This window comes from Citrobacter sp. Ce119, from assembly GCF_030334525.1.
GTDB lineage: Bacteria > Pseudomonadota > Gammaproteobacteria > Enterobacterales > Enterobacteriaceae > Citrobacter > Citrobacter europaeus.
Map to the genome: position 1 here is coordinate 502,576 of NZ_JAOWDR010000047.1, position 14,509 is coordinate 517,084.

General features: G+C 51.5%; 12 protein-coding genes. 10 read left to right on the plus strand and 2 right to left on the minus strand.

The features are described from left to right. The first annotated feature begins 38 nt into the window (after nt 1-38). Both OGV80_RS11130 and OGV80_RS11135 read left to right on the plus strand, forming a co-directional pair. The gene (locus OGV80_RS11130) at nt 39-1,634 is read left to right on the plus strand and encodes an acyl CoA:acetate/3-ketoacid CoA transferase (protein ID WP_220772133.1); all 1,596 of its coding nucleotides are present in this window, start codon (nt 39-41) and stop codon (nt 1,632-1,634) included. 13 nt (nt 1,635-1,647) lie between these two features. Next, nucleotides 1,648-2,799 (plus strand): acyl-CoA dehydrogenase, encoded by a 1,152-nt coding sequence (locus tag OGV80_RS11135; RefSeq protein ID WP_047411663.1) that lies wholly within the window; start codon nt 1,648-1,650, stop codon nt 2,797-2,799. 54 nt (nt 2,800-2,853) lie between these two features. On the opposite strand, the gene OGV80_RS11140 is transcribed toward OGV80_RS11135, so the two are convergent. Further along, the gene (locus OGV80_RS11140) at nt 2,854-3,744 is read right to left on the minus strand and encodes an AraC family transcriptional regulator (protein WP_047411666.1); all 891 of its coding nucleotides are present in this window, start codon (nt 3,742-3,744) and stop codon (nt 2,854-2,856) included. Nucleotides 3,745-4,250: 506 nt separating this feature from the next. Here OGV80_RS11140 and OGV80_RS11145 point away from each other — a divergent pair. The 5 genes from OGV80_RS11145 (at nt 4,251) to fadK (ending at nt 9,334) form a co-directional block, all read left to right on the plus strand. Then, the gene (locus OGV80_RS11145; RefSeq protein ID WP_286514906.1) at nt 4,251-5,015 is read left to right on the plus strand and encodes an electron transfer flavoprotein; all 765 of its coding nucleotides are present in this window, start codon (nt 4,251-4,253) and stop codon (nt 5,013-5,015) included. A gap of 21 nt (nt 5,016-5,036) precedes the next feature. Then, nucleotides 5,037-5,972 (plus strand): electron transfer flavoprotein subunit alpha, encoded by a 936-nt coding sequence (locus tag OGV80_RS11150; protein WP_080625095.1) that lies wholly within the window; start codon nt 5,037-5,039, stop codon nt 5,970-5,972. A 53-nt stretch (nt 5,973-6,025) separates the two neighbouring features. Beyond that, entirely contained in the window at nt 6,026-7,315 is a 1,290-nt protein-coding gene (locus OGV80_RS11155; RefSeq protein WP_286514908.1) for an FAD-dependent oxidoreductase, read from the plus strand. Further along, a complete protein-coding gene (locus OGV80_RS11160) occupies nt 7,312-7,605 on the plus strand; it encodes a ferredoxin family protein (protein ID WP_043016580.1) in 294 nt (97 codons plus the stop codon). The genes OGV80_RS11155 and OGV80_RS11160 overlap by 4 nt, the downstream gene beginning before the upstream one ends. 82 nt (nt 7,606-7,687) lie before the next feature. Next, nucleotides 7,688-9,334: a medium-chain fatty-acid--CoA ligase gene (fadK, locus tag OGV80_RS11165; RefSeq protein ID WP_286514910.1), complete on the plus strand. Its 1,647-nt coding sequence runs from the start codon at nt 7,688-7,690 to the stop codon at nt 9,332-9,334. A 67-nt stretch (nt 9,335-9,401) separates the two neighbouring features. Here the strand turns inward: fadK and ppsA are convergent, their stop codons facing one another. Next, a complete protein-coding gene (gene ppsA, locus OGV80_RS11170) occupies nt 9,402-11,780 on the minus strand; it encodes a phosphoenolpyruvate synthase (RefSeq protein WP_043016582.1) in 2,379 nt (792 codons plus the stop codon). A gap of 328 nt (nt 11,781-12,108) precedes the next feature. Between ppsA and ppsR the strand changes: the two genes are divergently transcribed. The 3 genes from ppsR to hemP all read left to right on the plus strand — a co-directional run bounded on the left by ppsR (nt 12,109) and on the right by hemP (nt 14,474). Then, the gene (gene ppsR / locus OGV80_RS11175; RefSeq protein ID WP_043016583.1) at nt 12,109-12,942 is read left to right on the plus strand and encodes a posphoenolpyruvate synthetase regulatory kinase/phosphorylase PpsR; all 834 of its coding nucleotides are present in this window, start codon (nt 12,109-12,111) and stop codon (nt 12,940-12,942) included. Nucleotides 12,943-13,068: 126 nt separating this feature from the next. Continuing rightward, on the plus strand, nt 13,069-14,115 hold the full coding sequence (gene aroH, locus OGV80_RS11180) for a 3-deoxy-7-phosphoheptulonate synthase AroH (RefSeq protein WP_047411681.1): 1,047 nt from the start codon (nt 13,069-13,071) through the stop codon (nt 14,113-14,115). Nucleotides 14,116-14,285: 170 nt separating this feature from the next. Next, entirely contained in the window at nt 14,286-14,474 is a 189-nt protein-coding gene (gene hemP, locus OGV80_RS11185; protein ID WP_072033381.1) for a hemin uptake protein HemP, read from the plus strand. Nucleotides 14,475-14,509 lie beyond the last annotated feature (35 nt).

Consider the following 14,509-nt stretch of genomic DNA (forward strand, 5'->3'; position numbering starts at 1 on the left):
AGCGACAGGCTGTCGCACGCATATAATCTGGAGTTTACATGAAATTATTAAGACCAAAACGCATTGATGGTCGGGTACCCGTATTATCCGCAGCTGAAGCCATTAATTACATTCCTGATGAAGCAACGCTCTGTGTTTTAGGCGCAGGCGGAGGTATCCTCGAAGCAACGACATTAATTAACGCGCTGGCTGAAAAATATAAAAATGCACAGTCACCGCGAAACTTATCATTAATTAGCCCAACGGGGCTGGGTGACCGTGCAGACCGTGGAATTAGCCCGCTGGCACAGGAAGGTTTAGTCAAATGGGCATTATGCGGCCACTGGGGACAATCACCACGAATCTCCGACCTCGCTGAACAGAATAAAATCGCCGCCTACAACTATCCTCAGGGCGTATTAACCCAGACCCTGCGTGCATCGGCAGCCCACCAGCCTGGCATTCTGAGTGAGATTGGTATCGGAACATTTGTCGATCCCCGCCAACAGGGCGGAAAACTGAATGAAGTGACCACCGACGATCTGATCAAGCTGGTGGAAATCGATAACAAAGAGTACCTCTATTACAAAGCCATTGCGCCAAACATCGCCTTTATTCGTGCCACCACCTGCGACAGCGAAGGCTACGCCACCTTTGAAGATGAAGTTATGTATCTCGATGCGCTGGTGATTGCCCAGGCCGTACACAACAACGGCGGCATCGTCATGATGCAGGTGCAAAAAATGGTGAAGAAAGCCACCCTGCACCCGAAAGCGGTACGTATCCCGGGCTATCTGGTAGATATTGTGGTCATCGACCCCGATCAAACTCAACTGTACGGCGGTGCGGCAGTTAACCGCTTTATCTCGGGCGATTTTGTCCTCGATGACAGCCAACAAACGCCCCTGGCGCTCAATCAGCGTAAACTGGTGGCTCGCCGCGCCCTGTTCGAAATGCGTAAAGGCGCGGTCGGCAACGTTGGCGTGGGTATCGCCGATGGTATAGGTCTCGTCGCGCGCGAAGAAGGCTGCGCTGACGACTTCATTCTGACGGTTGAGACCGGCCCGATAGGCGGTATTACCTCTCAGGGCATCGCTTTTGGCGCCAACGTCAACACTCGCGCAATTCTGGATATGACCTCTCAGTTTGACTTCTATCACGGTGGCGGGCTGGATGTATGCTATTTAAGCTTTGCTGAGGTGGATCGCCACGGCAACGTCGGCGTACATAAATTCAATGGCAAAATCATGGGTACTGGCGGTTTTATCGATATCAGCGCCACCTCGAAGAAAATAATATTTTGCGGCACATTAACTGCCGGAAGTCTGAAAACAGAAGTTGCCGATGGCAAATTAAATATCGTTCAGGAAGGACGGGTAAAAAAATTCGTCAATGAATTACCTGAAGTTACTTTCAGCGGGAAAATTGCCCTCGAGCGAGGGCTTGATGTGCGCTACATCACCGAGCGCGCTGTATTTACGTTAAAAGAAGATGGCCTTCATTTAATCGAGATTGCCCCAGGAGTCTCTTTACAGGAAGACATTCTGGACAAAATGGATTTTTCTCCGGTTATTTCCCCCGAGCTGAAACTGATGGACGAAAGATTATTTATCGACACCTCGATGGGTTTTGTATTACCCGATGCTGCCAATTAAAAGGAGTACCCTAATGGATTTTTCATTAACTGAAGAACAAGAACTGCTGCTTGCCAGCATTCGGGAACTGATTACCAGTAATTTCCCGGAAGAATATTTCCGTACCTGCGATCAGACAGCTACCTATCCGAAAGAGTTTATGCGCGCCCTTGCCGACAATGGTATTTCGATGCTGGGCGTTCCGGAAGAGTTCGGCGGTATCCCGGCAGATTACGTCACGCAGATGCTGGCGCTGATGGAAGTGTCCAAATGCGGCGCACCCGCTTTTTTAATAACGAACGGTCAGTGTATCCACAGTATGCGCCGTTTTGGCTCCGCCGAGCAGTTACGTAAAACGGCAGAAAGCACCATGGAAACGGGCGATCCGGCCTATGCGCTGGCATTAACCGAGCCGGGAGCAGGTTCAGACAACAACAGCGCGACCACCAGCTACACTCGCAAAAATGGCAAGGTCTATCTCAACGGGCAAAAAACCTTTATCACCGGCGCGAAAGAGTACCCGTATATGCTGGTACTGGCTCGCGATCCGGAGCCGAAAGATCCGAAAAAAGCCTTTACGCTGTGGTGGGTGGATTCGAAGAAACCCGGCATTAAGGTTAATCCACTGCATAAGATTGGTTGGCACATGCTCAGCACCTGCGAAGTCTATCTTGATGACGTTGAAGTAGACGAAAGCGATAGGGTCGGCGAAGAAGGCATGGGTTTCCTTAACGTCATGTACAACTTTGAAATGGAACGGTTGATCAACGCTGCACGCAGTACCGGTTTTGCCGAGTGCGCCTTCGAAGATGCCGCCCGTTACGCTAACCAACGTATTGCATTTGGTAAACCGATTGGCCATAACCAGATGATCCAGGAAAAACTGGCGCTGATGGCGATTAAAATCGAAAACATGCGCAACATGGTGCTGAAAGTTGCCTGGCAGGCCGATCAGGAACAGTCACTGCGGACCAGCGCGGCGTTGGCAAAACTGTATTGCGCCCGTACGGCAATGGAAGTGATTGATGACGCCATTCAAATCATGGGCGGGTTGGGCTACACCGATGAAGCTCGCGTTTCCCGATTCTGGCGCGATGTCCGTTGCGAACGTATTGGCGGCGGTACCGACGAAATTATGATTTACGTCGCTGGTCGCCAAATCCTGAAAGACTATCAGAACAAGTAAGCGGTAATACGTGCCGGATAGCGCAAATGCGTTTTCCGGCACAAGCCAGGATAATCAGACCTCTGGCATCAGGCATTCCTGCTCAGCCAGATTATTTTTAAACTGCTTACGATAATCACTGGGTGTACAACCCACATGCCGCTGGAAGAGTTTGGCAAAGTGATCGACATTTTCATACCCTACCCGCCAGGAGATTTCCGCTAACGAGGCTTCCGTATTTGTCAGGGCAAATTTTGCCTCGGTCATCCGTCGCTGAATCACATAATTTATCGGCGAAATACGATACTCTTTAGTAAATTCGTGACAGATATAACTGACACTGGCACGGAATTTTTTGGAGAGCTGATCGAGAGTTATTTTTTCGCGGAAGTTATTATTCAAATAAACCAGCACATCTTTAATTAAAACATCTTTTTTGATATAACCTTGTTCAGAACGATATGCATTTTTAAAATTTTCGTAATATAAAACAGTTAGTGCATAAGCAAATGCATCGTAAGCTGAAGACGACAAATTATTTTTGCTCTGGGGCAGCATGACGCTCAACTCATTAAAGATACTCTTAATAACCTCCTTACCCTGAGTCACGCTTATGACCGGACACGAGTGCAGTTGTAATAGCTGATTATCCTGCCAACCGTTGAAACGAAAATCGTGGAGCGCACAGGTGTATGTGGTAGCAGGCGCATTGCTATCTGAAGCAACCGCATGAAGCCGCCCTTGCTCTATCACCACGATATCCCCGGCATGCGCGACATACAGCGACGAATCGATAATAAATCTTGCGACCCCTTTTTTGACATAAATAAGTTCCGTTTCATTATCGTGAACATGATGCCCCGACTCCCACTTAGGGTCATCACTGATGACGAAACGCGAAAACCTCGGGTTTTTCCCCTGTTCAAAAAGGGTCTCCATGGCATTATCAAAGCAGCGTTGATACATGACAACCTCCACCTAAAGGCAGCAATTTTATGAATTATTAATATGAAAAAATAAAAACGATAATGACGTTATACAACGTTATTCCTTCCAGGCGAAACAAAATTATTTGCGCCATCTGCAAGATGACACCGGCTGCTCCAGTGCATTGTCACCACTGATTATTTGTGTTTTATAATAATCAGAAAGAATAAATGTTATTAACCCTGTATTAATAATTTACATATAAGAAACAAATCAAGCATGAAAGCGATTAAAAACATGATGCATTTCGCATTTATTTTCACTGCCTTTGTCTTCCCGTTTTTTCCTGCAGTACGCAACGTCTGATTATTGCTGATAAACCCGGTAATCCTGGGTCGTTTTTTTTGCAAGATTGTTGGCAATGAAAACAGATTGTCCCGTCGAAAATACAGTCCCCTCTGTCGCACACTATTTTCAGTCAATTTTCCCTACTGTCGATAATGACGCGCCACGTCATCATCCACACGAGAATCACTGGAGATGCCATGAAAATAATAACCTGCTTTAAGTTGGTGCCTGAAGAACAGGACGTTGTTGTTACCCCACAGCGCTCGCTTAACTTTGACCGGGCCGATGCCAAAATCAGTCAGTTTGATTTAAATGCGATAGAGGCCGCTGCGCAACTTAGCGCCGAGGGTGATGAAATCGTCGCCTTAACGGTGGGTGGTTCGCTACTACAAAACTCTAAAGTGCGTAAGGACGTGCTGTCCCGCGGGCCGGACAGTTTGTTTATGGTGCAGGATCCACAGTTGGAGCACTCATTACCCCGCGATACCGCTCAGGCGCTGGCCTGCGCGGCCAAAAAAATGGATGTCGACCTGATGTTGTTCGGTGAAGGATCGGGGGATATCTACGCGCAGCAGGTCGGCTTACTGGTTGGTGAACTATTACAGCTCCCGGTGATTAATGCCGTCAGCCGCATCCAACGTAACGGCGATCGCCTGGTGGTTGAGCGCACGTTGGAAGATGAAGTCGAAGTGATTGATCTGCCGCTCCCCGCCGTACTTTGCGTGACGTCGGATATCAACACACCGCGTATCCCCTCGATGAAAGCGATTCTGGGCGCAGGTAAAAAACCGGTCACTCCGTGGCAAGCCAGCGATATTGGTTGGATACCTGCGTCACTGTTAGCACAACTGGTGAGTCTCACCGTGCCGCCGCAAACCGAACGTCAGCACATCATTCTGGAAAATGACTCAGCAGAAGCCATTGCCGAACTGGCTGAACATCTGAAAAAAGCCCTGAACTAAGCCCAACGGAGAGAAATTATCATGAGTAAATTAGCCAACGTCTGGGTGTTCAGCGATAACGTAGAACGCTATGCAGAATTAATGGCCGGCGCTCGCCAGTGGGGTGAGCAGGTACACCTTATTGTGCAAGGCAGCGACCAGGCCAAGCAGTTGCAACCCCTGGGCGCTGATAAAATCGTCGTGCTCGAAGCAATCTCCGGTTTGCAGCGTGTTGAAAATTATGCCGAAACCATCGCCGCTCTGATACAGGAACACGCCGGACTGCTATTGATGCCCGCCACCAAACGGGCCAAATCCCTTGGCGCGCGCTTAAGCATTCAGCTCAACGCCGCGATGGTGAACGATGCCACATCAGTAACGCTTGATGCAGGCACACTGTTCGCTGAACACCGTATGTACGGTGGGCTGGCATTTGGCAAAGAAAAAATCAAAAGCACGCTGGCGATCGTCACGCTTGCCCCTGGCCTGCTTGAACCCGTAGCGGAAAACGCCTCGCACAACTGCCCTGTTGTCTCAGCAAATTACATCGCACCGCACCATGAAATTATGTGCCTGGAGCGTCGCGCCAAATCCGTGAGCAGCGTGGACCTCAGCAAAGCCAAACGCGTGGTGGGTGTGGGTCGCGGCCTGGTTGCGCAAAACGACCTGGCAATGGTGCACCAACTGGCATCCGTACTGGGTGCTGAAGTGGGTTGTTCACGCCCCATTGCTGAAGGCGAAAACTGGATGGAGCGCGAACGCTATATTGGCGTTTCTGGCGTGTTATTGAAATCGGACCTTTACCTCACGCTAGGCATCTCAGGACAAATCCAGCATATGGTCGGCGGTAACGGCGCGAAAGTCATTGTCGCCATCAACAAAGATAAAAAAGCGCCTATTTTCAATTACGCCGATTACGGCCTGGTAGGCGACATCTACAAAGTCGTTCCAGCGCTTATCGAACATCTCAGCCGCTAATCCTCTTTAACGCACATCTCCCGCTGCCTCGCGGCGGGAAAGGAGCATAAAGCATGTCAGATGAAAAATTTGATGCCATTGTGGTCGGTGCTGGCGTAGCGGGTACAATTGCAGGCTACGTTATGGCCCAGGCAGGACTGGACGTACTGGTCATCGAGCGCGGGAACAGCGCAGGCAGTAAAAATATGACCGGTGGGAGACTCTACGCGCACAGCCTTGAGCGCATCATGCCTGGATTTGCGCAGGAAGCACCGCTCGAACGTAAAGTGACCCGCGAAAAAATCTCCTTTCTGACCGAAGAAAGCGCCGTTACCCTCGACTTCCATAGTGAGAAAGACAAAGCGCCAGCGCAGGATTCCTGGACAGTTTTGCGCAACAGGCTCGACCCATGGCTTATGGAAAAAGCGGAACAGGCTGGCGTACAGTTCATTCCCGGCGTGCGCGTCGACGCACTAATCCGCGAAGGTAATAAAGTCACCGGCGTGCAAGCCGGGGACGACATCCTGGAAGCCAATATGGTTATCCTTGCCGATGGCGTCAATTCTATCCTGGGACGGTCACTGGGGATGGTGCCTCCCTCTTCTGCACAGCACTATGCCGTTGGCGTGAAAGAGCTGATCGGCTTACCGTCGGCGGTCATTGCGGATCGATTCAACCTGTCAGGCAACGAAGGTGCAGCCTGGCTGTTTGCAGGCTCGCCGTCAGATGGACTGATGGGCGGAGGATTTCTGTATACCAACCAGAACTCCATCTCTTTGGGTCTGGTGTGTGGACTGGGAGAGATTGCCCATGCGACGAAAAGCATTCCACAAATGCTGGAAGACTTTAAGCAACACCCGACAATTCGTCCGTTGATTGCCGGCGGCGAACTGCTGGAGTACTCCGCACATATGGTACCGGAAGGTGGACTGGCAATGGTTCCGAAGCTGGTTGATGACGGTGTGATGATCGTCGGCGATGCCGCTGGTTTCTGTCTGAATCTGGGTTACACGGTGCGTGGCATGGATTTGGCGATAGCCTCCGCAGAAGCCGCCGCCAAGACAGCCATTGCAGCCAAAGAACGTCAGGATTACTCAGCCACTAGCCTGATGGACTACAAACGCGCCCTCGAACAGGGCTGCGTGATGCGTGATTTGCAGCATTTTCGCAAGATCCCGGCGCTGATGGAAAACCCGCGCCTGTTTACCCAGTATCCCCGCATGGTGGCCGATATTATGAGCGATATGTTTACCGTTGACGGACGCCCAAATCAGCCGGTTCGCAAGATGATCATGTCCCATGCCAGAAAAGTTGGGCTGATGAACCTACTGAAAGACGGCATCATGGGGGCAACCGCGCTATGAATCAGGACAATAACGTTAACGTCGACGTCAAACTGGGCGTCAATAAATTTAATGTCGATGAAGGTCATCCGCACATCATCCTGGCTGAGCACCCCGACCTTAATGAATTTCGCAAGCTGCTGAAAGCCTGCCCCGCCGGACTGTATAAGCAGGATGAGAGTGGCAATATTCATTTTGACTCCGCAGGCTGTCTGGAGTGCGGCACCTGCCGGGTGCTGTGCGGCGACACGATCCTCACACAATGGGAATATCCGCTCGGAACATTTGGCGTCGATTTCCGCTACGGCTAGCGGGTTTTGCATGTTGTCCGCCGGATTGGCCCCGCTGGCCATCCGGTCAGATGTATGCCGAAATCATCCAGGGAATAACTTCATGAGTATCACACTAACGTTTAACGCCGAACGCCGCGAAGCCTGGCGAAAACAGGGTTTATGGGGAGATGCTTCGCTTAGCGACTACTGGTGCCAAACGGCCAGTGCCATGCCGGATAAAATCGCCGTGGTTGATAATCATGGCGCTTCGTACACTTACGCCGCACTCGACGGTGCTGCCAGCAGTCTGGCAACCTGGTTTTTAGCCTGCGGTATTCAACCCGGCGATCGCATTGCCTTTCAGTTGCCGGGCTGGTGCGAATTTACCATTATCTATCTGGCCTGCCTGAAAACCGGAGCGGTTTCCGTCCCACTGTTGCCTGCCTGGCGCGAAGCGGAGTTGGTATGGGTACTGAACAAATGCCAGGCGAAGATTTTTTTCGCACCAACGCTTTTTAAGCAGACCCGACCGGTCGATCTGATCCTCCCCTTACAAAACCAGTTGCCGCATCTGCAACAGATTGTCGCCGTAGATAAACTGGCGCCAGCAACAACCTCGCTGGCGCTCAGCCAGTTGCTTTTAGCGCCACCGTTAACTCAGATGATTAACGTTCACGCCGATGAACTGGCTGCCGTGCTGTTTACCTCCGGGACCGAGGGAATGCCGAAAGGCGTCATGTTAACCCACAACAACATCCTTGCCAGCGAGCGTGCCTACTGCGCCCGCCTCAACCTTACCTGGCAGGATGTGTTTTTGATGCCCGCTCCACTTGGACACGCTACCGGTTTTCTGCATGGCGTTACCGCGCCGTTTTTAATCGGCGCGCGCAGCGTATTGTTGGATATTTTCACCCCAACAGCTTGTCTTGAACTGCTGGAGCAACAACGCTGTACCTGCGTGCTCGGGGCTACGCCCTTCGTCTACGACATGTTATGTAGCATGGAAAAACGGCCAGGCGATCTCACCTCACTGCGTTTTTTCTTATGCGGAGGCACCACTATTCCGCAAAAGATTGCCCGTGACTGCCAACAGCGAGGCATTAAATTGTTAAGTATTTATGGTTCCACGGAGAGCTCGCCGCATGCGCTGGTCAATCTCGATGATTCATCCTCCCGCATGATGACAACCGACGGCTATGCTGCCGCAGGCGTCGAAATTAAAGTCGTCGATGAAGCGCGCAATACCCTGCCCGCAGGAGTAGAAGGTGAAGAGGCCTCGCGTGGTCCCAATGTTTTTATGGGCTACCTCGACGAACCCGAACTAACCGCTCGCGCGCTGGATCAGGACGGCTGGTATTACAGTGGCGATTTATGCCGAATGGACGACGCGGGATACATCAAAATCACCGGACGAAAAAAAGATATTATTGTGCGCGGAGGGGAAAACATCAGCAGTCGCGAAGTTGAGGACATTTTATTGCAGCACCCACGCATTCATGATGCCTGCGTTGTCGCGATGCCGGACGAACGCTTAGGTGAACGGTCGTGCGCTTACGTGGTGCTGAAACCTCCGCATCACTCACTCTCGCTGGAATCAGTGGTGGCCTTTTTTAGCCGCAAACGGGTGGCAAAGTATAAATATCCGGAGCATGTCGTGATTGTCGAGAAGTTACCGCGCACGGCGTCCGGTAAGATACGAAAATACCAGCTGCGTCAGGATATTATTCAGCGTTTAAACGTGGAGAGTGTGGAGATCGTTGCAGGATAAAATGCCGGATGGCGACGCTCTTGCATCTTATCCGGCCTACATTGAATAGGCCGGATAAGGCATGATGTTACTTGTTCAGTTCAGCCAGGCTCAGCCAGGTCTGCACGACGGTGTCCGGGTTCAGCGACAGGCTGTCGATACCCTCTTCCATCAGCCAGGCCGCGAAGTCTTCGTGGTCGGATGGTCCCTGACCGCAAATACCCACGTATTTACCCTGTTTCTTAGCTGCGCGAATCGCCATCGACAGCAACGCTTTCACCGCGTCGTTACGCTCATCAAACAGTTCAGAAACCACACCAGAGTCACGGTCCAGACCCAGCGCTAACTGCGTCATGTCGTTTGAGCCGATGGAGAAGCCGTCAAAGTACTCAAGGAACTGCTCGGCCAGCAAGGCGTTGGACGGGATCTCACACATCATGATGATCTTCAGTCCGTTCTCACCGCGTTTCAGACCCTGACGCGCCAGCTCTTCTACTACCGCTTTCGCCTGAGCAACGGTACGCACAAACGGTACCATCACTTCAACGTTAGTCAGGCCCATATCGTTACGGACACGTTTCACTGCATCACATTCCAGCGCGAAGCAGTCGCGGAAGCTATCTGCAACGTAGCGGCCCGCCCCGCGGAAGCCCAGCATCGGGTTCTCTTCATGCGGCTCATAACGCTCACCACCAACGAGGTTGGCATATTCATTGGACTTAAAGTCCGACATACGCACGATGACGCGTTTTGGATAAAACGCCGCCCCCAGCGTTGCAATCCCTTCCGTCAAACGACCGACGTAGAATTCACGTGGGGAATCGAAACCTTTCATCATGCCGCGGATTTCGTTTTGCAGCTCAGGCGTCTGATCATCGAACTCCAGCAACGCACGCGGGTGCACGCCAATCATACGGTTGATGATAAATTCCAGACGCGCCAGGCCGACGCCTTCGTTTGGCAGGCAGGCGAAGTCGAAAGCCCGATCCGGGTTACCGACGTTCATCATCACCTTCAACGGCAGATCCGGCATGGTCTCCACGCTGGAACTTTTCACGCTAAAGTCGAGCATGTCAGCGTAAACATAACCAGTATCCCCTTCGGCACAGGAAACGGTTACCTTCTCACCGTCTTTCATGCGCTCGGTGGCATCGCCACAGCCTACCACGGCCGGGATCCCCAGTTCGCGGGCAATGATCGCCGCGTGACAGGTACGACCGCCACGGTTGGTCACAATCGCCGCTGCTTTCTTCATGATCGGTTCCCAGTCCGGGTCGGTCATGTCGGTAACCAGAACGTCGCCTGGCTCGATACGGTTCATTTCGCTGATGTCATGAATGACTTTGACCGGGCCCGCGCCAATGCGATGGCCGATAGCACGACCTTCAGCAATAATTTTACCCTGCGCATGCAGCGTATAACGCTCCATGACCTGGCCGCGGGAACGCACGGTTTCCGGGCGCGCCTGCACAATGAACAGCTTGCCGGTGTGACCGTCTTTCGCCCATTCGATGTCCATCGGACGACCGTAGTGCTTCTCGATCTGTACCGCCTGCTTCGCCAGCTCCTGCACTTCTGCGTTGGTCAGGGAGAAAATGTCGCGCTGTTCCTGCGGTACATCTTCAATCGTTACCTGCTTACCGTGTTCCTGGGTTGGCGCGTAGACCATGCGGATTTTTTTCGAACCCATTGTGCGACGGACGATCGCCGGACGGTCAGCCGCCAGAGTCGGTTTGTGCACGTAGAATTCATCCGGGTTAACGGCACCCTGCACGACCATTTCACCCAGGCCCCATGCGGAAGTGATAAACACCACCTGATCGAAACCAGATTCGGTATCGATGGAGAACATTACGCCAGAAGACGCGAGGTCTGAGCGCACCATCCGCTGGACGCCAGCGGAGAGCGCCACGCCACGATGGTCATAGCCCTGGTGAACACGATAAGAGATCGCGCGGTCGTTAAACAGCGAGGCAAATACGTGTTTGATAGCAACCAGTACGGCATCAAATCCCTGGACGTTGAGGAAGGTTTCCTGCTGACCGGCAAATGACGCATCTGGCATATCTTCTGCGGTAGCGGAAGAGCGCACGGCAAAAGAAGCATGGGCATCGTCCGCTGAAAGCTGCGCGTAGGCATCGCGGACGGCATTTTCCAGCTCCGGCTGGAAAGGAGTGTCGATAATCCACTGGCGGATCTGTGCACCGGCTTTCGCAAGCTCGGTGACGTCGTCAATATCCGTTTTATCCAGCAGCTCATAAATGCGCTGGTTTACACCGCTCTGGTCCAGAAACTGGTTAAACGCATCGGCGGTCGTTGCAAAACCATTCGGTACGGAAACCCCCATACCGGAAAGGTTAGTAATCATTTCACCCAGGGAGGCATTTTTGCCCCCAACTCTGTCTACATCATTCATGCCGAGTTGGTTATACCAAAGCACCAGCGGTGACGAGCCATTGTTGGACATCGAACAATCCTTATATATGAACGAGGTTAGGAAACTCAATTTTGCGTAATTATCTTTGCATATTTACCTCAGCGAAAAAAACGGTGAATCGTTCAAGCAACTTTATTTTTTATTTTTTCAGATTGTTTACGCATTTGCGCAAACCCGCGAGCCACAGGGGATCACCACAAAAACTATCGGTATAAACATTTGTTCCGAAAAATGAAATGTACTTTTCATTAAATATAAAAATACCGTTTCATTTTATAAAATAGATGCAGCAATATTCGCTTCTGGCGAATTTTAATTTATGCTTTCAGAGAATTATGTCAGCCCCAGGATGAGCAAAATGGATAATGCTGTTGATCGTCACGTATTTTATATTTCTGATGGTACGGCCATCACCGCCGAGGTATTGGGCCACGCGGTAATGTCGCAATTTCCGGTCACGATCAGCAGCATTACGCTGCCGTTTGTGGAAAATGAGAGTCGTGCGCGGGCGGTCAAAGACCAGATTGACGCGATCTACCAACAAACTGGGGTGCGCCCTCTGGTGTTTTACTCCATCGTCTTGCCGGAAATTCGCTCAATCATTCTACAAAGCGAAGGATTTTGTCAGGATATCGTGCAGGCATTGGTTGCCCCACTGCAGCACGAAATGAAGCTCGATCCCACGCCGATAGCCCATCGTACCCACGGTCTGAATCCCGGCAACCTCAACAAGTACGATGCGCGCATTGCCGCCATTGATTACACCCTGGCCCATGACGACGGTATTTCGTTGCGCAACCTCGATCAGGCGCAGGTGATCCTGCTCGGCGTTTCTCGCTGCGGCAAAACCCCAACCAGTCTTTATTTGGCGATGCAGTTTGGTATTCGTGCGGCCAACTACCCCTTTATTGCCGATGATATGGATAATCTGGTGCTGCCAGCGTCACTGAAGCCGTTGCAGCATAAATTATTCGGCCTGACCATCGACCCTGAGCGCCTGGCGGCCATCCGCGAAGAGCGCCGGGAGAACAGCCGTTACGCCTCCATGCGCCAGTGCCGTATGGAGGTGGCTGAGGTGGAAGCGCTGTATCGTAAAAATCAGATCCCATGGCTGAACAGTACCAATTATTCGGTAGAAGAGATTGCTACCAAGATCCTCGACATAATGGGGCTGAATCGCCGCATGTACTAGAATGCTAGTGCATTGGTTCGATTTTTTGTTATTATGCTCGCCACCAGGCAGGATGAGTGTGATATTGTGATGTACATCACTTCCCGGTAGTCCTGCCGTTGAAGCAACAAATTTCTGAGACAAGTAATGAACAGAACCGATGAACTCCGTACTGCGCGTATTGACAATCTGGTCACTCCAGCAGAGCTTGCGCAACGGCATCCTGTTTCTTCCTCCGTCGCCCGTCATGTCACGGAATCCCGACGTCGGATAGAAAAAATATTAAATGGTGAAGACGCTCGTTTGCTGGTGATCGTAGGTCCCTGCTCGATTCACGATCTTGATGCCGCCATGGAATACGCGACCCGCTTGCAGGGGCTGCGCGAAAAACATCAGGCGCGCCTGGAAATCGTGATGCGCACCTATTTTGAAAAACCGCGCACCGTCGTGGGCTGGAAAGGCTTAATTTCCGACCCGGATTTAAACGGCAGCTACCGCGTGAACCACGGCATTGAACTGGCGCGCAAGCTGCTGTTGCAGGTCAATGAACTGGGCGTACCCACGGCAACAGAATTCCTCGACATGGTGACCGGTCAGTTTATTGCCGATTTAATCAGTTGGGGAGCCATTGGCGCGCGCACCACCGAAAGCCAAATCCACCGTGAAATGGCGTCTGCGCTCTCCTGTCCGGTCGGCTTTAAAAACGGCACGGATGGCAACACGCGTATCGCTGTCGATGCGATCCGCGCCTCCCGCGCCAGCCACATGTTCCTCTCTCCGGATAAAACCGGCCAGATGACCATTTATCAAACCAGCGGTAATCCTTACGGACATATCATTATGCGCGGCGGTAAAAAGCCGAATTATTATGCTGAAGATATTGCCGCCGCCTGCGATACCCTGCACGAATTTTCCCTGCCTGAGCATCTGGTAGTCGATTTTAGCCACGGCAATTGCCAGAAGCAGCATCGTCGTCAGTTGGACGTTTGTGATGACGTGTGTCAGCAAATTCGCAACGGTTCGACGGCGATTGCCGGGATTATGGCGGAGAGTTTCCTGCGTGAAGGTACGCAAAAAATCGTTAGCGGCCAGCCGCTGGTTTACGGTCAGTCCATTACCGACCCATGCCTGAACTGGGAAGATACTGAACTGCTGGTTGAAAAACTCGCCTCTGCGGTTGATAGCCGTTTTTAATGTTGTTCGCCGGGTAACATCACGTTGCCCGGTGCTAATCCTTTGTTTTTCCCCTCCTTGTTGTACAAAATCTATTCTCGTCACAATTATTTCACAAAAATGCTTGCCGCAAATTTGCAGTTTGATGATAATGATTATCATTGTTAAATTGATTGTTATTTTTAAAAACTATTTCACGTATGGATAACACAACAACAACGCACGCAAAAGAGAAAGCCCCCCCTGCTGTCGCGCCAAACGAGCGTCGAATTGACAGTAAAAGTCTATTGGGCAAAGAGGGACGCGTGATCATAGAACACGATGGTCAGCTCTATCTGCTGCGCCAGACCCAAGCCGGAAAACTCATTCTGACTAAATAAACAACACTTTTCGCCAGCCACCCAGGTAATCCCCA